Origin of the sequence: [Clostridium] scindens (genome assembly GCF_019597925.1) — a bacterium.
Classification (GTDB): Bacteria; Bacillota; Clostridia; order Lachnospirales; family Lachnospiraceae; genus Clostridium_AP.
Map to the genome: position 1 here is coordinate 337,335 of NZ_CP080442.1, position 22,216 is coordinate 359,550.

Sequence of the window (22,216 nt, forward strand, 5' to 3'; positions counted from 1 at the left end):
AGAAATGAAGAATAAAAAATTAAATATTTGGATTGCTCTTGGGGTAATCTTTCTTTTTGTGTACCTCGCAGTCTTCGGCTGTGGGGGCGGCATCAAGGGAATCCGGGATATGCGCTTTGGCATAGATATCCGGGGCGGCGTGGAGGCCGTATTTGAGCCGGCAGGAACGAAGGAAAAGCCGACAAAGGCGGAACTGGAAATGGCAAGGGAAGTCATCGAGACCCGTCTGGATGCCCAGAATATTCTGGACCGGGAGGTGACGGTGGATGAAAAGGCAGGCAACATTATCGTCAGGTTCCCATGGAAATCCGATGAAAAGGACTTTGACCCGGAAACCGCTATTCAGGAATTAGGCCAGATGGCAGAGCTAACGTTCCGCGGGCCTGACGGCACCGTGTATGTAAAAGGCTCGGATGTAGCCAGAAGCCGGGCGGCGCTGGATGAGCAGAAGCGAAACATCGTGGAACTGGAGTTTACCAGCAAGGGCGCGGAAAAATTTGCCGATGCCACGGAGGAACTGGCAGGGCAGAATATGGGAATCTACATGGATGAGGAGATGATCTCCAATCCGATGGTGAATGGGAAGATTACAGGCGGGAAGGCTGAGATCACAGGGATGGCCTCCAAGGAGGAGAGCCAGGATCTTGCGGATAAGATTAATTCCGGGGCGCTGCCATTCTCCATGGAGACGACGAATTACAATACCATCAGTCCTACGCTTGGAGGCCGGGCGCTGAATGCGATGGCGGTAGCGGCAGGGATCACGATGGTTCTGATCTGTCTCTTCATGGTTGCGTGGTACCGGCTCCCGGGCATCATCAGCTGCCTGACGCTGGCCTTTCAGATCGCGCTGCAGATTCTGGCTATCTCGGTGCCGCAGTATACGATCACCCTTCCGGGCATTGCGGGGCTGATCCTGTCGGGAGGCATGGCTGTAGATGCCAACATCATTATCAGTGAGAGGATCAGCGAAGAATTGAAGAAAGGAAGTTCCGTGAAACGGGCGGTTAAGAGCGGGTACCAAAGGGCATTTTCTTCTGTTCTGGACGGAAATATCACGACGGCGGCCGTGGCGGGCATTTTGATGATATTTGGCTCTGGCACGATGCTAAGCTTCGGATATACGCTGCTGACTGGCGTGATCATCAATCTGCTGGCAGGCGTGTGGATGTCCAGAAGCATGCTGAACTCGGTAATCCGGTACGGCTTTTTTAACCGGGAGAAGTGGTTTTGCAAAAAACGTGATAAGAAGGTGCTGCATTTTACTGAGGCAAAGCGGTATTTCTTCCTGGCCAGCATTGCTGTCATCGTCTCTGGAACCATATGGAGCGCGGCAAATGGCGTGAAGCTGGATACCCAGTTTACTGGAGGCGTCATTTTAAAATACACTTACTCCGGGAAGGCGGATACCGGACAGATACAACAGAAAGTGGAGGATATCGCAGACAGAAGCGTCAGCGTCCAGACATCGGAAGATCCCTCTACAGGGGAGAAGAAACTGGTACTGACGCTGGCGGGAAAGAACGGGCTGTCTCCGGATCAGCAGAAGCAGATACTCAATACGCTGAATGAAGGGAAGGATAATCAGTTTCAGACTTCCGAGACGTATGCGGTGGAGCCCTATATCGGAGCAAAGGCACTGAAAAATTCCATCATAGCGATCATACTTTCTTTTCTTTTTATTATTGTATATATCCGCCTGCGCTTCTCTTCGCTTGGGGGACTGGCAGCCGGGGTTACGGCGGTTCTGGCGCTTATGCATGATATCTGCATTGTGCTGTTCGTATTTGGGATATTCCGGATACCGCTGAACGATGCGTTTGTGGCGGTGACGCTGACGATCATCGGGTATTCCATCAATGATACGATCGTATTGTATGATCGGATCCGCGAGCACAGGAATACGATGAAAAGGAAAGGAACTCTGGCAGAACTGGTGGATCTTAGCACGACGGAAACTCTGGGGCGGTCGATTAACACGGCATTTACCGTGACCTTGTGTGCATTTATTATTCTGGCTGCCTCGATCGTCTACCAGATGGAATCTATCACGAAGTTCTCCCTTCCGCTTCTTGCGGGGCTGGTATCGGGATGCTATTCGTCAATCTGCATCGCCGCGCCTCTGTGGGTATGGTGGGAAGAACAGGTTCAAAAACGGAAGACAGGGATGAAAAAGAAATGAAGAATATAAAATTATTTTTTAGAAATCAGCCGCCGGGGCGGCTCATTGCATCGGGATTCGCGCTTGTAATCCTGCTGGGAGCATTCCTGCTTCTACTTCCAGTTTCCATAAAAGACGGAGCAGAAGTATCTGTGATCGACGCGCTCTTTACTTCCACCAGCGCTGTCTGCGTGACTGGACTGATCGCGACGGATATCGCGGATCATTTTACCGTATTCGGTCAGGCGGTGGTGGCGATCCTGATTCAGGTCGGAGGCCTGGGCGTCACATCGATCGGCGTAGGCCTGGTGCTGGCGGCAGGCAAGCGGGTTGGCATTAAGAGCAGGGTACTGGTCAAGGAAGCGCTGAATGTGGATACCTACAAAGGAATCGTAAGGCTGGTGAAGGCAGTACTCATGATGACCCTGTGCTTTGAGGCAGGAGGGGCGCTTCTTAGCTTCCTGGTATTCAGCCAGGATTACGCGCCGCTGCATGCGGCGGGGATCAGTCTCTTCCATTCCATCGCCGCGTTTAACAACTCAGGATTCGATATCCTGGGAGGGCTGCAGAACCTGATCCCCTATCAGGATGACGTTCTGCTGAATCTGACCACATGTACGTTGATCATTTTTGGAGGCCTGGGCTTTCTGGTGATTCTGGACGTATTAAAGCAGAGACGGTTTCGCAGGCTGGCCCTGCACTCGAAAGTGGTGATCGTGACCAGTCTGGCCTTGCTGGCTGTGGGAACGGTCTTATTGAAGGCAACGGAAGATATTACATGGCTGGGCGCCTTCTTCCAGAGTGTTTCCGCAAGGACGGCGGGATTCTCCACGTACCCGATCGGACAATTTACCAATGCGGGCTTATTCACCCTGTGCGTGCTGATGTTCATCGGCGCGTCGCCCGGCTCTACCGGAGGCGGTATCAAGACCAGTACCTTCTTCGTGATATTTCAGGAGATACGGGGCATGTGCACGAAGAAAACGGTCCACGCCTTCCACCGGAGCATCTCCAGGCAGAATGTTTCAAAAGCATTTATGATCACGATTCTTTCTGGCACGGTCGTAGGCATTGCGGTATTTTTGATGTGCATTCTGGAACCGGATTTCAGTTTCATGCAACTCTTCTTTGAAGTGATCTCCGCGTTTGGAACGGTGGGGCTCTCTACCGGAATTACGCCAGATCTAAGCGTGGCAGGGAAGGCTGTGATCATCCTGGTCATGTTTACGGGAAGAGTCGGGGCGTTCACCCTGCTGTCTATGTGGGTGAACCGGGCAGAACCGAATGCCCGGTATTCAGAAGAAACAATATCAGTAGGTTAATCAATGAGGTGAATGAATATGAGAAAAAAAGAAGAAACTGCATATGGAGTCATTGGACTTGGACGATTTGGAGAGGCCTTGGCAATCATGCTGGCGCAGTCCGGAAAAGAGGTTATCGTGGTAGACCGGGATGAGAGTAAGATTAAGGAAATGCGCCAATACACGGAATGCGCTTTCGTGACCGAGAACCTAAGCGCGGAAACCTTAAAAGAGATCGGCATTCAGAACTGCGACGTGGTCGTTATCTGCATCGGCGAGAAAGCGGATGTCAGCATATTGATCACCATGAGCGTGATCGAGATGGGAGTGCCAAGAGTGATCGCGAAGGCGTTCAGCCCGGAACAGGGAGCCGTATTGGAAAAGATCGGGGCAGAGGTGGTATATCCGGAGAGGGATATGGCGCTGCGGCTTGGAAAAAGACTGCTGTCAAACAGTTTTATTGATTTTGTCTCTTTGTGCAACAGCGTGGAGATCCGCCAGCTGCAGGTGCCGGAGAGTCTGCTGGGGAGTACGGTGGAAGAGACGCAGATGCGTCGCAAATACCGCCTCAATATCATCGCCATCGTAAGCGGAGACCATACAGAGATCGAGGTTATGCCGGATTACCGCCTCAAGCAGGGAGATATCATCGTGGTAATCGGGAAAACAGAAAATATTGATACATTTGTCAACATAATTTAATGAGAAAGGAAGGTATTTTATGAGAAAAACGAAGATTGTCTGCACGCTTGGACCGGCCACAGATGAGGGGAACGTGCTGGAGCAGCTGATTCAGGAAGGGATGGATGTTGCCAGGTTTAATTTTTCGCATGGCACGCATGAGGAGCAGAAGGCGCGGCTGGACCGGCTAAAGGAATTGAGAACCAAGTATGACAGGCACATTGCGGCGATGCTGGATACCAAGGGACCGGAGATTCGGATTGGCTGTTTTAAAGAGGGAGAGGCGGTTCTTGAAGAAGGACAGATATTTACGCTGGTATCCAGGGATGTGGAAGGAACCAGGGACTATGTCTCAATTACTTACAAGGAACTTTATAAGGATGTGAGCCCGGGGGATACCATATTGATCGATGACGGGCTGATCGAGATGGAAGTGAAGGAAATCTCAGGGGAGGACATCGCGTGCCTGGTAAGGAATGGCGGAAAGCTGTCTGATCAGAAGGGAGTCAATATACCGGGGACTGAGCTGAACATGGAGTTTCTCAGCAAAAAGGACCGGGCGGATCTGCTGTTTGGAATTCAGGAGGACTTTGACTTTGTAGCCGCTTCATTTACCCGCACTGCCGAAGACATCCGCGAGATGCGCCTGCTTCTGGATGAGAATGGCGGCAGGGACATCAATATTATTGCGAAGATCGAGAATCAGCAAGGGGTGGACCACATTGATGAGATTATAGAGGCGGCGGACGGCATCATGATCGCGCGAGGCGATATGGGCGTGGAGATTCCGCTGGAGCGTGTCCCGGTCATCCAGCAGACGATCATCAGGAAGGTGTACTGTGCTGGAAAGCAGGTGATAACGGCAACCCAGATGCTGGACTCCATGATGGAGCATCCAAGACCCACCCGGGCGGAAACCTCCGATATTGCGAATGCGATATATCAGGGGACCAGCGCCATCATGCTCTCCGGAGAGACAGCAGCAGGAAAGTATCCGGTCCGGGCGCTTCAGACCATGGTCAGGGTTGCATCTTATATGGAGCAGAATATCAATTACAATGAGATATTTAAGAAACGGGACCGGGCGGAAGACCCGGATATTACCAATGCAATCTCCCATGCCACCTGCATGACGGCGATGGATCTGAAAGCCAATATCATCCTGGCAGCCAGCGAGACCGGATTTACGGCCCGCATGATCTCCAAGTACCGTCCGGGCTGCATGATCGGAGGGTGCTCCAGTTCCCGGAAGGTATGCCGCCAGCTCAATATGTCCTGGGGAATCTATCCCCTCTATACCAAGGAGGAATACAGTTCGGAGATTCTGTGCCTGCGGGCAATGGAGGCGGCAAAACGCCACGGGCTTGTAGAAGATGGGGATAAGATCGTGTTTACAGGCGGAGTGCCGCTTGGAATTCCGGGAAAGACGAATCTGATCCGGGTCTGCATCGTGGGAGAGTAGAAGAAGGCTTAAGCCTTGTGCATTTATAGCTGGCAATTCCGTCTCAAAACAAGTATAATTGTACCATACGATATCCGCGGGCGTGCAGGATGCCCGCGGCACCAAGGAGGAACGATTTCATGAAGATAGAGATGGGAGAATCATTATTCTATTCCTGGCTTCGCCATGTCAAGGAATGCCAGCTGGTGCAGACCAACTGGAAAGTATCGCCCAAATGGACGCTGCGCCATGAAGAGGAGCTGGAGAGGCTGATGAAGCTTGTGGACGGGCATTTTCATACCCAATATCGATATAGCATTTTCAAGCAGAACAGTTCTCTTGCACAGATCATCCAGCAGGGAGAGTGCGACGCTGTGGGCATATCCATTCAAAATGGAGAGAACAGCATCTATGCGGTGGATGTGGCGTTCCACGGCGCAGGACTTAATTACGGTACCAAGGAGGATACGGTGATGAAGGTCATAGCCAAAAGCGCCCGGACAGCCATGAGCCTGTATGGATATATGGAAGCAAAGGCTGCGGAGATCATCTTCGCATCGCCGAAGATCAATCAAGGAATTCTAAATGATCTGATTCCGTGCATTGAGGAGTTAAATGATCTGTTTTCCCGGGAGGGCTATGGATTTAAAGTGCGGCTCATTGCCAATGAGGAATTCGAAAGTTCCGTGCTTAAGCCAATCCTGCTGATCAGTGATGGAATCTCAGATACCTCGGAACTTTTTATACGCAGCTATCAGATGTTCAAAATGTTTGACAATGAAGCGGCAGCGCCAAAAGGCGTGACGGCATCGGCAGAAACTGTGGAAAGAAGCAATGAAGGCCGTCCCAGCGAAGAACAGGAGGACAGCGTCTATCGGGAATTAAAGGTGGGAAAACTTGCCCAGATAGTGCTGGGAAGGATGCTGGAAGAGGGAAGAGCCAGCGAGGAAGAAATCAGGCTTCTGCAGGACGCTGCGTACAGCAAGCGTACCTTTGACCTTCAGTATCCGCTTCTGACGCGGGCAGACGGCGAGTATGAGAAAGTCCGGTATTATGCGAAGCCCCTGAATATCCGGGGCGTCAAGTATGTACTGTGCTCCCAGTGGTTCGAGAAAGAGTCCAATAACGACAGGCCATATCTGCTTCGGTGGATCAAAAGCCATCAGGAATAGGGGAGCCGCAGAACTATGACAATACAGCAGTTAAGATATATGATAAAAATCGTAGAGTGCGGCTCGATCACGGAAGCGGCGCGGCAGCTCTTCATATCCCAGCCCAGCCTTTCGGCGGCAGTGAAGGAATTGGAGACGGAACTAGGGATTGAGATCTTCCACCGGACAACCCGGGGCATCACGCTGTCTGCCGACGGTACGGAATTCCTGTCCTATGCCCGGCAGATCCTGGAGCAGACCCAGCTGCTGGAACAGCGGTATCTGAATAAGAAGCCCTCCAAGCAGCTGTGCTCGGTATCCACCCAGCACTACGCCTTTGCGGTCAATGCTTTCGTCAACCTGATATCCGGCATTGATGCCAACGAGTATGAGTTTACGCTGCGGGAGACCAGGACCTATGAGATCATAGAGGACGTGGCGAACTTCAGAAGCGAGATCGGGATCATCTATTTCAGCGGCTTTAATGAACGAGTCATGCAGAAACTCTTGAAAGAGAACCATCTGATATTCCATCCGCTCTTCGAAGCCAGTCCCCATGTATTCATCAGTTCTTCCCATCCTCTTGCAGGGGAGGAATCCGTCACTCTGGAGGATCTGGATGATTACCCCTTCCTGGCATTTGAGCAGGGTACCTACAATTCCTTCTATTTTTCCGAAGAGATTCTCAGTACAGCGCCCCACAAGAAGACGATTCATGTCAGCGACAGGGCTACCTTGTTCAATCTGCTGATCGGCCTCAATGGATATACCATCTGTTCAGGGGTGCTTAACAGCAACCTGAACGGCGACAATATCGTTTCCGTGAAACTGGAGACGGACGAGTGGATGCGGGTTGGCTTTATCTGCGGCAATAAGGTCCACTTAAGTTCCATGGCCCGGGGCTATATTGCGGAACTAAAGAAGCTGATTGCCCAAAATGGCTTCACTCTTCTGTCATAAGACAGCCGCTATGCAGCCAGCAACTGGTGGATGGCTTCATAGATTCTGGCGGCTATGTACGGGTTATTCATGGTATAGAGGTGGATGCCGTCAACCCCATGTGTGATCAGATCCACAATCTGGTCTATCGCGTAAGCGATGCCCGCGTCGCGCATGGCATCCGGATTGTGCTCGTAGCGTTCCATCATGGCTGAGAACTTGTGGGGAAGGGTGACGCCGCACAGAGAGATCATCCGCTCAATCTGCTTTTTATTGGTCACCGGCATGATCCCTGCTTCGATGGGAACCTGGATGCCTGCCAGGGAAGCCCGCTCACGGAAGCGGTAGAAATATTGGTTGTCAAAGAACAGCTGAGTGATCAGATGACTTGCGCCTGCATCGACTTTCGTCTTCAGGTTCCTGATATCATCAAAGATATCCGCGGATTCCAGGTGGCCTTCGGGATAGCAGGCAGCCAGGACATTGAAGTCTCCATGTTCTATGATAAAGGCGATCAGATCGCTGGCATGGCGGAAGTCTCCGGGCACATAGCCGCCGGAAGGCACGTCGCCGCGAAGAGCCAGGATGTTCTCGATGCCTGCCTCCTTGAAATCGGACAGCTGGCGGCGTACATCGGATTTTGTCAGGCTGATGCAGGGCAGATGAGCCACGCTTTCTATGCCGTATTCATTCTTGATCCGGGAGGCAATCTTTAGGGTTGCCTTGCAGTGCTCGCTGCCGCCCGCGCCGTAGGTGACGCTGATAAAATCAGGATCTAGGTCTTTCAGACTGTCTATGGCCTTGTAGATCGTATCAACAGGATTCGTCCGCTTTGGAGGAAATACTTCAAAGGACAGGACGGATTTATTCTGGAAAAGTTCGGTTGTCTTCATAGCATTGATTCCTTTCATCTGTGTTGGGACATATAATATCAAAGAATCTTAAGATAGGAAAATATGAAAAATTTATCGGTTGACATAGGAAAAGACTATAACCCTTGAAGAAATCAGGGACATGTGAGATTATGAGATATAGAGAAAGAACTGGCAAGAAACTTGTGAGAAGAGGTAGAATGTGGATAAGAAAGGTAACAAATCAGAGCATATAATTAAAGTAGTATACCCCGATTCCATTGCAGAAGAGATGGAGATCGAGCCCGGGGATGTGCTTCTTGCGATTAACGATACTTCGATACAGGACGTATTTGACTATAGATATCTGATAAAAAATGAATACATCGAGGTGCTGATCCGAAAGGCGGACGGCGAGGAATGGCTGCTGGAGATTGACAAGGACTATGACGAGGATCTTGGATTGGAATTCGGCAATGGTCTGATGAGCGAATACCGCACCTGCAGCAACAAGTGCATCTTCTGCTTTATTGACCAGATGCCGCCAGGCATGCGAGATACCTTGTATTTTAAGGACGATGATTCCAGGCTTTCATTCCTCCAGGGGAATTATATTACGCTTACGAATATGAAGATGGAGGATATCCAGCGCATCGTCAAGATGCATCTGGCGCCGATCAACATATCCATCCAGTCCACCAATCCAGAACTTCGCTGTAAGATGCTGCACAACCGGTTTGCCGGGGAGAAGCTTCAGTTCCTGGATGTCTTATATGAGAATCATATCGAGATGAATGGACAGGTGGTAGCGTGCAAGAACGTAAATGACGGGCCGGAGCTAGAGCGGACGATTGACGATCTGTCCCGGTATCTTCCCTTTATGAGGAGCGTATCCGTAGTTCCGGCGGGAATCACCAAGTATAGGGACGGGCTTTTCCCTCTGGAACTGTACGACAAAGAGGAGGCGGGCGCGGTCATAGACATGATCGAGAGCCGGCAGCAGAGATATTATGAGGAATATGGCCTTCATTTCATCCATGCCAGCGATGAGTGGTATATCACAGCCCAGAGAGCGTTCCCCGAAGAAGAGCGGTACGACGGATATATCCAATTGGAAAACGGGGTGGGCATGATGCGTATGTTCATCAATGAATTCCAGGAAGAATTGGAAGAAGTCCTTGCGAAGGAGGCATATCCGGGAATAAAGGAAAGCCTGAAGCGGACGATCACGATTGCCACAGGAAAACTGGCATTTCCGACGGTCAGGGATTTCGCCCGGCAGCTGATGGAAGCGTTTCCGGGACTTACGATTCATGTATATGCCATTCAGAATTATTTCTTTGGAGAGACGATTACCGTCTCCGGACTGATTACCGGACAGGACTTGGTGACGCAGCTAAAGGAGCAGAAAGAGCATGGCGAAGACCTGGGAGACACGCTGCTGATACCATCCAATATGCTAAGAAGCGGCGAGCAGGTATTCCTGGATGACCTGACGGTGGGTGACGTAGAAGCGGCGCTTGAGATGAAACTGACGGCGGTGGAAACTGGGGGCAAGGAATTCATTGATGCCATTCTCTATCCAGATTATGAGATGGATAGGAATAATGAGAACTTTGTCTATATAAAGGCGTATGATAAAACTGGAGAATAGCCAGATCATATAACAATAAGGTTGTTGGAAAAGAGGCGGGATATGGAAAGAATTCTGATCGTAGAGGATGAAGAGAAGATCAGGGAGGAACTGAGCACGGCCTTGGAGAGAAAGGGATACGCCTGTATTCTGATCGACCAGTTCGAGGATGTCGCCGGCCAGATCGAGGCAGCGGCGCCTGATCTGGTGCTGCTGGATCTGAACCTTCCGGTACAGGACGGGTTCTTTATCTGCCAGGAAGTAAGGAGGCGCATGGACGTTCCGATCATCGTGGTGACCAGTTCCAACAGCGATATGGACGAGCTGATGAGCCTGAATCTCGGGGCGGATGATTTTATTACGAAGCCATATAACATGCATATCCTGCAGGCTCATATCGCGACGGTGCTTCATCGGGCGTACGGCAGGAAGCAGAATATGATGCTGACCCATAAGGGCCTGGCTCTGGATATCCTGAAGGGAAGGATCTCATACCAGGGAAAGGAGGCAGACCTTACCAAAAATGAACTTGGAATCCTGAAACTGCTGATGGAAAACGCCGGGAGCATTATATCCAGGAATGATATCATCTGCCAGCTCTGGGAGATGGAAGAGTTCGTGGAAGAAAGCACGCTGAACGTGAATATTAACCGGCTTCGGAAGAAACTATCGGAACTTGGGCTTGAGGATTACCTGATCACAAAAAGAGGAATGGGGTATATGGTATGAAAATATCCGAATACATCTGCGATAAGGGGGCGGCCATAGGGATTGGGCTTCTTGCAGGCCTTGCGTCAGGCGTATTCCTTGTGTTCATGGAAATCGAACTGCCCATCGTAGTAGTTGTGGAAGTGATCTATTTGATGGGATTCTTTGGAACACTGGCATATGATTTTTTCCGGAGAAAGCAGTATTACGATGAATTGGCCGAGGCATGGGAAGGCCTGGAAGAAAAGTCCTATCTCTGCGAGGTGATAGAACAGCCGGGCTTCTACGATGGCAAAGTCATGTACCAGATCGTAAAACAGAGCGGAAAGTATATGAATGATAGGATCGCGGAAAAGCAGCAGGAACTGATAGACTATAAGGAGTATGTCCAGACCTGGGTGCACGAGATCAAGACGCCGATCGCGGTCCAGGAACTTTTGATAGAGAATAGCAGGAATCCTCTGACTTCAAGCCTGGAAGAAGAAACCAGGAAGATAGAAGCATATGTAGAGCAGATGCTGTACTATGCCAAGAGCAGCAGTCTGGAAGGCGATTATATCATACAGGCGGTGGGACTAAAGACTTTGGTTATGGATGTCATCCGTAAGAACAAGAAGATGATGGTTGGCGCAGGCGTTATGCCAAGGCTGGAGCAGCTGGATTATGAGGTGCTTGCGGATCCCAAATGGATGGAATTCATCTTAAGCCAGATTGTTACCAATTCCGTGAAATATTGCGATAAAAGCCGCAAGCCCTATGTATCCTTTGAGGGAAAAGAGGAAGGACGGATGGTAGTCCTTACGGTAGCGGATAACGGGATTGGCATTCCCACGCAGGATGTGTCAAGGGTATTCCAAAAAGGATTCACAGGGGAAAATGGACGGCTCTTCAAGCAGTCTACGGGGATGGGCCTTTATCTGTGCAGGAAACTTTGCGACAAGATGGAGATTTCGATGGAATTATCATCCTGCCAGGGCGAGGGGACGCAGATAGCCTTTTGCTTCAAGCGGGCGGACGCTTCCCGGTAGGGCGGCAGAGTATAGAAAGAAGCGAATAAGACAAATAGCAGGAAGGGAAAACCGGGAGTCGGAAAGGCTCCCGGTATTTTTGTCACATTTTCTGTGGATAAACATAACAAAAATGTAATGTTACTGTTAGTTAGTTGCGTAGAAACTCTATGTATACAGTGATAGACTAAATACAACGACAAAGAGTCTGAAAGGAGTAGAAAGATATGAGCATGGTTTTGAATGTAGTAAATCTGGAAAAGTTTTATAAAAATAAAGGAAGTATCACAAAAGCAGTCAACCACATCGGATTTGAGGTGGAAGAAGGCGAATATATGGGAATCATGGGGGCATCGGGAAGTGGAAAGACAACCTTGCTGAACTGCATCTCGACCATTGACCAGGCGACGGCGGGACAGATATATGTAAATGGAACGGATGTCACCAAGATGAATGAGAAGAGCCTGGCGAGGTTCAGAAGAGAGCAGCTGGGATTTATTTTCCAGGATTTCAACCTTCTGGATACGCTGACCGGGCGAGATAATATCGCTCTGGCGCTGGCTATCATAGGTGAAAAGCCCAAAGCAATCGACCGGAAGGTGGACGACGTAGCAGCGGCGCTGGGGATACGGGATATCATAGACAAATACCCCTATGAGATGTCCGGCGGGCAGCGGCAGCGGATTGCATGCGCCAGGGCCATCGTAACGAGGCCATCCCTGATACTGGCGGATGAGCCTACCGGAGCGCTGGATTCCAAGTCGGCAGGAATGTTCTTGGAAAGCCTGGGGATGCTGAACGAGCGTATGAAGGCTACCATACTGATGGTAACGCATGACGCATATACGGCAAGCCACTGCCGCAGGATCCTGTTTTTAAAGGACGGAAAGATCTTCAGCGAGCTGATCCGGGGCTCTGATACAAGAAAGGAATTCTTTGACAGAATCATGCAGGTGGTATCGCTTTTAGGAGGTGAAAAAGGGCATGTGGCTTAAAAGAAAGATGTCAAAAAAAGTATTTCGCCAGCTGGCCCGCAAAAATGTGAAGAAAAGCGCTAAGGATTATTTCATCTATTTTTTCACCCTGACCTTTGCAGTCTGCCTTTTTTACATGTTTAATTCCATCGGTGCCCAGTTTGAGGCGTTTCAGATTCCCGACACGCTGAATTATCTGTCTGCGGCCCAGGGGGCGATGGTAGGAATATCGGTGATTGTCTGTGGAATAATCGGCTTCCTTGTCGTGTATGCCAATCGATTCATGATGAAGAGAAGGAAAAGAGAATTTGGCATTTATTCGGTGCTGGGCATGGAGAACAAGGATATCCGAAAGATCCTGATGAAAGAGAACATCCTGATCGGATCGACATCCCTGATCTCTGGAATCGCTCTGGGCATACTGGCATCCCAGGCCCTGACTATGATAACGGGCAAGATTGCCGGGATTGCGCTTACGGGATTTACTTTTGTCTTTTCGATAAACTCATTGATCGCGGCGGTATTATTCTTTGGGGTAACCTTTTTCTTTGTCCATCTCTTTAACATAAGAGAAATGAAGAAACTGAAACTGATCGACTTGATCTATGCAGAAAAGAAGAACGAGGAGATGGCAGAAGGGAAGAAGAGAAGTTCGCTGATGCTGCTTTTTGGCCTGCTTCTGATTGTCGCAGGATACGGCGTTATCTTCCTATGGTCCGGCAAAGAGTTCTTTAAGAGCATGGGACTTGGAAGCGTGATCATTGGCGCGGGAACGCTCTTGCTGTTCTTATCCTTTGCCGGTGTTATGATTGGGTTCTTGAAGAAAAGAAAGAGTTTTTACTACCGCAAGCTGAACCTTTTCGTAGTGAATCAGCTGGGAAGCCGTATGAAGAGCGCGGGGGCGTCGATCGCAGTGGTATGCTTCCTGATGTATATGTCCGTCTCCATCATGGGGGTCGGGATGGGGATGGGGCAGAGCGCCATCAGCATCAAGGATAAGGCTGCGCCCTATGACGTCAGCATTACGGAATACTATGACGGAAGGCTTCCTGAAGACGAGGTTCGGGCGAAGGGAATCAAAAATGTCCTTACGGAGCAGAATTCGAAAGTCGTGCCTCTTCTGGGGGAGACCGCGGAAATCACGTTCTACCAGTTGAAAGATCTCCGAATGAAGGAACTGTATGGAGAAAGCCTGAAAGATGAGCCGGATGTGCGGAAAGTAATGGGAAAGAGCCCAGTCTGGGTAGTCGGGGTGGACGACTATAATAATGTGACGGCGATACAAGGCAAAGAACCTGTGACATTGGGAAAAGATGAATATGCCATTGCCTACGATATGCCGGAGGCAAGGGAAATGCTAAAGACCTATGAAAGACACCATAAGAGCCCGGTAGAAGTAGGAGGAACGCCTCTGACGATGAAGAAAGGCGGATTATACAAGGCTACGCTTAATGACAGGAACGTATTGATTAATCCGGGCATGCTCATTGTCCCGCAGGAACTTGCTGAGAAATCAGAGCCTTACATGTCCGTGCTGAACGGAATGTTTTCCGGGGACAAAAAAGCGGGTTATGATGCATACGTTGACGATATGGCGAAAATAAAAGAATTTGACTATGTAAGTCAGAAGGATGTTCAGGTAGAGATTATATCAAACAAATTAATCTCATCTTATATCGGCAGCTATCTTGGCATCACATTTCTTGTGACCGCAGGCGCGGTACTGGCATTGCAGCAGTTAAGCCAGTCGGCGGATAATAAGAAAAGATATGCCCTGCTTTATAAGATGGGGGCCGGCGACTCGGCAATGAAGGGATCTCTTCTGACGCAGATGGTCATTTACTTCGGACTGCCCTTTGGAATCGCGGCCGTGCATTCCGGGGTTATCATGGGAGGCATGTACAGGCACATCCAATACTTGTCAGCAGGAGACGTGGCAAGGAATATCCTGCTTGCAGCGGGCCTGGCAGTCATATTGTATAGCGTATACTTTATAACGACATATTCAGGAAGTAAAAGAATCTTGAAATTATAAGACGGTTATATAACAAGTTGATTTGAAAGATGTATTATACTTGGCATAATAAATATCACGAATAGGAGGTCCCAATAATACAAAAGAGAAAGGAAAGCGCTTTATGGATATTTTAAAAAGATTACAGGAACATAGCAGAAATATACCCGAGCAGCCGGCAATCGTATCTGAGACGGAGCAGTTAAACTATCGTCAGCTGGAGGAATATTCAAACGCGTTGGCTTCCTATCTTACCGCGTCATATGGGAAGTCAAAAGAGCTGATTGTCGTATATGGGCACAAGAATGTGTTCATGATCGTATGCTTTCTGGCGTGCGTGAAAGCGGGGAGGGGATACTGCCCCATTGATGTGAGCGTGCCGGCGGAGCGTGCGGCCGCGATCATCAATGAGGCGAGGCCTCCGGTAGTGCTGATGCCAGAAAATGCGAAGTTTATGGCAGGCGAGTCAGAGCCGATAAACCTGAGTCAGATTCAGGCAATTTGCAGGGAGGGTGACGCAGGACCGGATGCCGACGCTTGGGTCAAGGATGGGGATACGTTCTACATTATATTTACATCGGGAAGCAGCGGGACTCCCAAAGGGGTAAAGATCTCGCTGGGATGCCTGAATCATTTCCTTGACTGGGCAGTGGAACTGGGGATTCCTTCGAAGGAGAAAAGAGGCAGTACCTTTCTTAATCAGGCTCCATTTTCATTTGATCTGTCTGTTATGGACCTGTATACATGCCTGGCCTGCGGGGGAACGCTGTGGGTGATGACAAAAGAGGTGCAGGGGGATTATCAGAAGATGTTCAGGCTTATGGAAGACTCAGACGTCAAGGTGTGGGTGTCTACGCCATCTTTTGCAGATGTATGCCTGGCGGATCAGAAATTTGCACAGAAATTGCTTCCATCGCTCCGGGCATTTTTATTCTGCGGAGAGACGCTTACGAACAGAACGGCGCTTCAATTGCAGGAGAGATTCCCCAAGGCAGTGATTGTGAATACATATGGGCCGACGGAATCTACAGTGGCTCTTACGGAAGTGAAAGTGGACCGGGAACTGGCTGTAAATGAGAACCCTCTTCCAGTGGGCCGTGTAAAACGGGGATCTGCGATTGAGATATGGGATGAACAAGGAAAGGCAATGCCTGATGGAGAGTCCGGAGAAATCATACTAATGGGCGATACAGTAAGTACCGGCTATCATCAAAGGGAGGAACTGTCACGGAAATCATTTTTTATGTGCCGAAGAAACGATGAAGTTCTACGGGGGTATCACACAGGAGATTCCGGCTATCTGAAGAACGGGATGCTATACTATCTCGGGAGGCTCGACCGCCAGATCAAGCTGCATGGATACCGGATTGAACTTGATGATATCGAACAGAACCTTCTGCGGCTGGATAGAGTAAAAAGCGCGGTGGTAACCGCGAATGAAAGAGATGAGAAAATCACAGGCCTTACAGCTCATATCGTATATGACCGAAAGGTAGAAGACGGCCGTCAGGAGGCGCGCAGAATGAAAGAAGAATTAAAAGAGTTCCTGCCGGAATATATGATTCCAAAGAGAATCCGTTTTCTGGATAGTATCCCAATGACGGCAAATGGAAAGGTTGACAGAAAAATGCTGCAAGGTGCTGTAAGATGAGTTTCTTTGAGGGTTTAAACTTTTTTACATACTTGATTGCAGCCTTGTCGGGAGCCGCGGTGCTGGGAATACTGGAAAAGCCGCTGAGACATTACGCGTTCTTGCTTTCGGTGCTTTTTATTACTGCAGTATTCTGGAGCAAGCCGCAGCAGTTCTTATATCTTCTGATCTATGTATTACTGCAGATCGTCCTTGTCAAAGGCTATCTGGCCATAAGGAAGAGATATGGAAGAAAGGCGGGAATCTACCATATATTTTTGGTGCTTTCCATTGCGCCTCTCTTGATCAATAAGATCGGCGGGCTGTTCCATCTGTCTGTCCTGGGGTTCCTTGGAATATCCTACCTTACATTCCGGGCGGTTCAGATGATTATTGAGATCTATGATGGAGTCATCGAGGAAGTTCCTACCGTGGAGTTTTTGAGCTTCCTGCTCTTTTTTCCATCCATCAGTTCAGGCCCGATAGACAGAAGCAGAAGATTCCATGAAGATTATGAAAAGGTCTATACCAGGCAGGAATATCTGGAACTGCTCGGAGACGGATTGATGAAGATCATGCTTGGCCTTGTATATAAGATTGTCCTGGCTGCCTTATTTGCAAAGTGGATGGAAGCTGTTGCGTATGGAGAAACGTGGTATGCTGGCATCGGATATGTATATTGCTATGGCTTCAATATGTTTTTTGACTTTGCCGGATATTCCTTGATGGCAGTGGGGACAAGCTATATCCTTGGAGTCAAGGCGCCGGATAACTTTCGGCTTCCGTTTATCAGCAAAGACATTAAGGAATTTTGGGACCGATGGCATATATCGCTGTCGCATTGGTTCAGGGATTTTATATTCTCAAGATTTATTATGACGGCGATACGAAAGAAATGGTTTAAGACCAGGCTGACGGGCGCTTCGATAGGATTTATTATCAATATGCTCGTGATGGGAGCATGGCACGGGCTGACGGTATCCTATCTGCTCTATGGCCTGTACCACGGAGTACTGCTTGCACTCACAGAGATATATCAGAAAAAGGCCCGGTTTTATAAGAAATACAAAAAGAAAAAATGGTATCAGGCTGTTTCATGTTTTGTAACATTCCAGCTCGTAATGTTTGGATTCTATATCTTTTCAGGAAGAATGATCGAGACGGTAGCCGGATTTATAAAATAATTTCTTAGAGGCTGATATAACGTTATAAAGGTAAGAAAGAGGATATGGCGTATACCCTCTGAAATCAAAAATATAAGGAGAAGAAAAGATATGGAAGAGAAATTATTAGATATGCTGGAAAGAATCTGCGAGGATGATATTGTGCGCGAGGAATACGATCTGGATTTGATCGATGAGGGGCTTCTGGATTCCCTTGCCTTTGCAGAACTGCTTGTGGACATTGAGGAAGAGTTTGGGATCGTAATCTCTCCGTCCGAGGTCGGGCATGAAGATATGAATACGGTGAATAAGATTATGGCCCAGATTAAGCAGAGGAGCTGATTCCATGAAGAAGATAGCGGCTTTTTTACAGCTCTTATTATGGCCGGAATTACAATTCTGGGAATGCATGTGTATTCTTCCGGGAAGACAGAGTTTCACAGCCCGGATTTTGGGTTTTGGACAGCGGAGCAGAAGTTTCAGGCTCCGGAAGCGGTCAAGAGCAACCTGAACGAGAATTCCCTTGTGATCATGGCATCCTCTGAACTTGAGCATGGCAAGGGAACGCCGTACCATCCCCAAAATATGTTCAAAGGCAATGTATTTCAGCCGATGCTGCTCGGAGCCGGCCATTATCAGAGCCTGTCCCATGCGATCACGCTGGCCGCGATCGAGCCGGCGATGGAGAACCGGAAAGTAGTGCTGCTCGTATCTCCCCAATGGTTCCGTCCCCGTGGGATTCTGCCGAAGGCGTACGCGTCCAGATTCTCTGAAAGCGCGTTTATCGACATGCTGAAAAATAAGAATCTTTCCGAGGAGACAAAACGGGAAATCACAGACAGAACGATTAATCTGCTTTCTGCAGACCGGACGATGCAGAACAGAATTATATCTTATAAAAAATTGCTGATCGAGCATGAGAAGAATCCAATAGAAACTGCAAAATTCAAGGCATACAACGCATTTCTGAATGAAAAGCAAAGACAGAGCGTCCTGATCCAGTCCGCAGTAGATGGAATAAGAAGAGATCAGGAAATAGGGCTTGAGATCAAGGAGCCAGACTGGGAGGCATCTTATGCAAACGCAGAAAAGGATGCAAGGAAAATGACGTCCAACAACCGGTTCCAGATCTCCAACAAATATTATAACTGGAAGGTAAAGCCACAGCTTAAAAAGAGGAAGAGCAGCAGCGTGTCATCAAGTTACCTGGAATCACCAGAATATAAAGACCTGAAATGCTTCCTTGATGTATGCGAGGATTTAGAGATAGAACCCATGATCGTGCTGCTTCCCGTCAATGGCAAATGGTATGACTATACGAAATTTCCCAAAGACGGGCTGGCAGCGTATTATAGCAAGGTATCAGATACGGTGAAAGAGTATCAAGATGCGAAACTGGTAGATCTCTCGGCTATATCTGATCAGGACTATTATCTGGAAGATACAATCCACATCGGATGGAAAGGATGGGTGAAATTAGATGAAATTATTTACCAGTTTGGCGGCAAAGATCAAGGAACATCCTAAAATTCAGTTTTTGCTTTATGTAGTCCTGTTCTATGTCCTGATCATGACTTTATATATCTATTTGATACATGCGAATCTTTCTACAGCGCCAACATTTGTATACAATCAATTTTAATGGAACTTTGCTTATGCGCTTGCAAATCCGCCATTGTGGCTTTCTTTCGCTTTATATAGGGCATCATCCGCAATCTTGGACAAAGCGGTATAATTGTCCGTGCGTCTGGCAATGACGGCGCCTGCCGACATGGTGATGACCGGAAGGTTTCGTTTCCTGGCCTCGACGGCGATGGTACTATTGATGTCTTCCATAATCCTCTTGGCTACGGAATAATCGCCGGTCTTGGAGACAAAGATGGCAAATTCATCCCCATGAAGCCTGGAAGCCAGGTCGATGGTCCGGATACGTCCGATGATCATCTGGGCGCACAGCTTGATGACTTCATCCCCCACACTATGTCCATAATTGTCGTTGACAGCCTTAAAGCGGTCGCCGTCAATCATGATGAGGATGCTGCACTCATCTTCCTCCATAGAGTGAAGCTGGTGAGTGATGCTTTCCTTAAATGAATGGAAATTCATAAGCCCTGTTAGCTCGTCGATGGCGGCAGCTTTCTGGGCGGCAGTAAGCGCAAGTTCCAGGCGTTTCTGCGTCTGTCCCAGCTCGACATAGGCAGCCCTGAGTTCCCTGTTTTTCTGCTCTTTGGTTATGCGTCCGAGGATATAGATCAGCAGCAGTTCCAGAATGAGAAGCGGCAGAAGCCATATCTGCAGGGATGACTGGAGCATGGACATTACCGGTACCAGTACCAGGAAATGATAGGTATCGCCTTTTAGCAGGTAGCCATAGTAGTTTGTCTTGCCGATTTTCAGAGCCAGCGGCTTTTCCGGATGTTTCTTTAGCCGCGAGAAGTCCTTGTGGAAGTCCTTCTGGAAGGAATAGTAGGCATCAAGGGAATCTGCCTGCTGCTGAAGTTTTTCTTTGTCAGCTTCTGATATATCCCCGGCCTCCTCTAAGTTCTTCTTTGCCTCCTTCAAAGCATCCCTGGTCTCATCAAGAGAATTGTACAGGCTGCCGCCAAGATAGCTGGTATTGGTGCTGCCAAGTATGGTTCCATTATCGTCGAATATCATCATCTGCTCATCAGGATAGGCGGTCAGGGAAGAGACAAGTTCCTGGATATCTCCCATCTTGATGTCATATGCGAATACAGTCTCTCCGTCCGGCTGAAGCTGGGAGATGGTGGAGAGGATATAATGATTAGCATAACTCATATAAGGCGGGGTAAATACGACTTTCCCTTTGCCGGCCACCGCATCTTTATACCACGGGCGCTCCGTGGCTACATATCCGGTATCCTCATACTGGGAATAAGGGGTGTCCCAACTGTATAGATAGCGGCCCTGGTAATACATATAGAGGCCGTCGAAGGTATCTCCCTCGATCTCCAGCATGGTGGAGTCTATGCTCTTTAGATAATCCCAAATATCATCTGGGTTTGGATTGTTTTTAATTTCCCTTGCCATCATATTGGAGAATAGCTGGAAAGAATGGATATAGTTATCCATAACATCTTCCATCTTAGCGCGGGACTGTTCTGCATGGGAAGAAAAACTGTCACGGATGTAGGAGGATTCTTTCCTTCCTATCAGTAGGATGGCAGCAAGATTGACGATTAAAAATGCTGCGATGAACCAGCGACCATTTCCATGCTTCTTATCACGTTTCATAATGTAACCTCCAGAGGAATTAGATCCGTCGTAAATAATACGGCCATACTCATTCTATCACATAGATTTGGCTGTATTCAATAGGAGGGAGACAAAAGAAGCGACACTTTTGCCGCGATTGAAAACAATCTTATGAAATGCTATAATACGGATATGAATGGGCATGGGCCAGAGAATATTAAGGAGAAGAATGAATGGAGAATCAGGAGAAGAAACATAAGCGCCGGGTACGTTATTCCGGCGCTTATCCCAAGAATTACAGAGAAAAATATAAGGAGCTTCAGCCGGAGAAGTATGCGGATACCATTTCTAAGGTTATACAGAAGGGAAGCACGCCTGCAGGAATGCATCTCTCGATCTGCGTTAAAGAAATCCTGGATTTCCTCAAGATACAGCCGGGGCAGACCGGCCTGGATGCAACGCTTGGGTATGGCGGCCATACGCAAAAGATGCTGGAATGCCTGCAGTCGGAGGGCCATCTATATGCGCTGGATGTAGATCCTATTGAATCCGAAAAGACAAAGGAGAGGCTTCAAACGCTTGGGTATGGGCCGGATATCCTGACGGTGATGCTTCAGAACTTTGCCGACATCGACCAGGTAGCGGAAGAGACGGGGAAATTTGATTTCGTGCTGGCTGATCTGGGCGTCTCTTCCATGCAGATCGATAATCCTGACCGGGGATTCAGCTATAAGACGGAAGGGCCTCTGGATCTGCGTATGAATCCCAAGAAGGGCATAAGCGCTGCGCAGAGGCTTAAGGATATATCGGCCGAAGAATTCCAGGGGATGCTTATGGAAAATGCCGATGAGCCATATGCGCAGGAGATAGCCTGGGAAGTGACGGACCGTCTTCGCAGAGGAGAAGAGATCGCGACAACTACCCAGCTGCGCCAGGCAATCGAAGCAGCCTTGTCCTTTATTCCGGAGAAGGAACGCAGGGAGGCAGTGAAGAAGTCGAGCCAGAGAACCTTTCAGGCGCTCAGGATTGACGTGAACAATGAGTATGAGGCTTTATACTCATTTCTGGAGAAACTCCCGGAGGTGCTGGCGCCGAATGGGCGGGTGGCAATTCTGACATTCCATTCCGGGGAGGACAGACTGGTCAAAAAGTCTTTTAAGTGGTTTTACAAAGAAGGGATTTATAAGGAAATCGCAAATGAAGTTATACGACCATCCCAGGAAGAATGCATCCGGAATAGCCGGGCGCGTTCGACGAAGATGAGATGGGCGATACGGGCGGATTAAGTTCGCGCGGGAGCGGCTTGCAGTTACCGCCGGGAAACCTGTAGGCATTTGTATACTATG

General features: G+C 48.8%; 18 protein-coding genes. 16 read left to right on the forward strand and 2 right to left on the reverse strand.

Features of this window, described 5'->3' with window-relative positions; genetic code table 11:
* Positions 1 to 4 precede the first annotated feature (4 nt).
* The 6 genes from secF (at position 5) to K0036_RS01520 (ending at position 7,695) form a co-directional block, all read left to right on the forward strand.
* Positions 5 to 2,182 carry a protein translocase subunit SecF gene (gene secF / locus K0036_RS01495; RefSeq protein ID WP_220430550.1) on the forward strand — a complete coding sequence of 726 codons (2,178 nt, stop codon included), beginning with the start codon at positions 5 to 7 and terminating at the stop codon, positions 2,180 to 2,182.
* Positions 2,179 to 3,483, forward strand: a complete 1,305-nt coding sequence (locus K0036_RS01500; protein WP_173694256.1) for a TrkH family potassium uptake protein — start codon at positions 2,179 to 2,181, stop codon at positions 3,481 to 3,483. Before secF ends, K0036_RS01500 begins: the two co-directional genes overlap by 4 nt.
* Positions 3,484 to 3,501: 18 nt before the next feature.
* Positions 3,502 to 4,164 (forward strand): potassium channel family protein, encoded by a 663-nt coding sequence (locus K0036_RS01505; protein ID WP_025645869.1) that lies wholly within the window; start codon positions 3,502 to 3,504, stop codon positions 4,162 to 4,164.
* A gap of 19 nt (positions 4,165 to 4,183) precedes the next feature.
* Positions 4,184 to 5,605 (forward strand): pyruvate kinase, encoded by a 1,422-nt coding sequence (pyk, locus tag K0036_RS01510; RefSeq protein WP_220430551.1) that lies wholly within the window; start codon positions 4,184 to 4,186, stop codon positions 5,603 to 5,605.
* Positions 5,606 to 5,724: 119 nt separating this feature from the next.
* The gene (locus K0036_RS01515; RefSeq protein ID WP_025645865.1) at positions 5,725 to 6,756 is read left to right on the forward strand and encodes a hypothetical protein; all 1,032 of its coding nucleotides are present in this window, start codon (positions 5,725 to 5,727) and stop codon (positions 6,754 to 6,756) included.
* A gap of 15 nt (positions 6,757 to 6,771) precedes the next feature.
* Complete coding sequence (locus tag K0036_RS01520; RefSeq protein ID WP_220430552.1) at positions 6,772 to 7,695, forward strand: LysR family transcriptional regulator; 924 nt, start codon at positions 6,772 to 6,774, stop codon at positions 7,693 to 7,695.
* Positions 7,696 to 7,703: 8 nt separating this feature from the next.
* Here K0036_RS01520 and metF read toward each other — a convergent pair whose 3' ends face one another.
* Positions 7,704 to 8,567 carry a methylenetetrahydrofolate reductase [NAD(P)H] gene (metF, locus tag K0036_RS01525; RefSeq protein ID WP_220430553.1) on the reverse strand — a complete coding sequence of 288 codons (864 nt, stop codon included), beginning with the start codon at positions 8,565 to 8,567 and terminating at the stop codon, positions 7,704 to 7,706.
* 181 nt (positions 8,568 to 8,748) lie between these two features.
* Between metF and K0036_RS01530 the strand changes: the two genes are divergently transcribed.
* The 9 genes from K0036_RS01530 (at position 8,749) to dltD (ending at position 19,181) form a co-directional block, all read left to right on the forward strand.
* Positions 8,749 to 10,179 carry a DUF512 domain-containing protein gene (locus tag K0036_RS01530; protein ID WP_220430554.1) on the forward strand — a complete coding sequence of 477 codons (1,431 nt, stop codon included), beginning with the start codon at positions 8,749 to 8,751 and terminating at the stop codon, positions 10,177 to 10,179.
* Positions 10,180 to 10,221: 42 nt separating this feature from the next.
* The gene (locus K0036_RS01535; protein ID WP_025645860.1) at positions 10,222 to 10,887 is read left to right on the forward strand and encodes a response regulator transcription factor; all 666 of its coding nucleotides are present in this window, start codon (positions 10,222 to 10,224) and stop codon (positions 10,885 to 10,887) included.
* A complete protein-coding gene (locus K0036_RS01540; protein ID WP_025645858.1) occupies positions 10,884 to 11,894 on the forward strand; it encodes a sensor histidine kinase in 1,011 nt (336 codons plus the stop codon). Before K0036_RS01535 ends, K0036_RS01540 begins: the two co-directional genes overlap by 4 nt.
* 206 nt (positions 11,895 to 12,100) lie before the next feature.
* Positions 12,101 to 12,868 (forward strand): ABC transporter ATP-binding protein, encoded by a 768-nt coding sequence (locus tag K0036_RS01545; protein ID WP_220430555.1) that lies wholly within the window; start codon positions 12,101 to 12,103, stop codon positions 12,866 to 12,868.
* Positions 12,858 to 14,882: an FtsX-like permease family protein gene (locus tag K0036_RS01550; protein ID WP_173694250.1), complete on the forward strand. Its 2,025-nt coding sequence runs from the start codon at positions 12,858 to 12,860 to the stop codon at positions 14,880 to 14,882. Before K0036_RS01545 ends, K0036_RS01550 begins: the two co-directional genes overlap by 11 nt.
* Positions 14,883 to 14,985: 103 nt before the next feature.
* Positions 14,986 to 16,512 (forward strand): D-alanine--poly(phosphoribitol) ligase subunit DltA, encoded by a 1,527-nt coding sequence (gene dltA, locus K0036_RS01555; protein ID WP_220430556.1) that lies wholly within the window; start codon positions 14,986 to 14,988, stop codon positions 16,510 to 16,512.
* Entirely contained in the window at positions 16,509 to 17,675 is a 1,167-nt protein-coding gene (dltB, locus tag K0036_RS01560) for a D-alanyl-lipoteichoic acid biosynthesis protein DltB (protein ID WP_220430557.1), read from the forward strand. Before dltA ends, dltB begins: the two co-directional genes overlap by 4 nt.
* A 90-nt stretch (positions 17,676 to 17,765) precedes the next feature.
* The gene (gene dltC / locus K0036_RS01565; RefSeq protein WP_025645849.1) at positions 17,766 to 17,996 is read left to right on the forward strand and encodes a D-alanine--poly(phosphoribitol) ligase subunit DltC; all 231 of its coding nucleotides are present in this window, start codon (positions 17,766 to 17,768) and stop codon (positions 17,994 to 17,996) included.
* 36 nt (positions 17,997 to 18,032) lie between these two features.
* Positions 18,033 to 19,181 carry a D-alanyl-lipoteichoic acid biosynthesis protein DltD gene (dltD, locus tag K0036_RS01570; protein ID WP_259283425.1) on the forward strand — a complete coding sequence of 383 codons (1,149 nt, stop codon included), beginning with the start codon at positions 18,033 to 18,035 and terminating at the stop codon, positions 19,179 to 19,181.
* Positions 19,182 to 19,307: 126 nt separating this feature from the next.
* Here the strand turns inward: dltD and K0036_RS01575 are convergent, their stop codons facing one another.
* Entirely contained in the window at positions 19,308 to 20,909 is a 1,602-nt protein-coding gene (locus K0036_RS01575; RefSeq protein ID WP_220430559.1) for a sensor domain-containing diguanylate cyclase, read from the reverse strand.
* Positions 20,910 to 21,103: 194 nt separating this feature from the next.
* Here K0036_RS01575 and rsmH point away from each other — a divergent pair, with 194 nt between their 5' ends.
* Complete coding sequence (gene rsmH, locus K0036_RS01580) at positions 21,104 to 22,156, forward strand: 16S rRNA (cytosine(1402)-N(4))-methyltransferase RsmH (RefSeq protein ID WP_220430560.1); 1,053 nt, start codon at positions 21,104 to 21,106, stop codon at positions 22,154 to 22,156.
* The last annotated feature ends 60 nt before the right edge of the window (positions 22,157 to 22,216 follow it).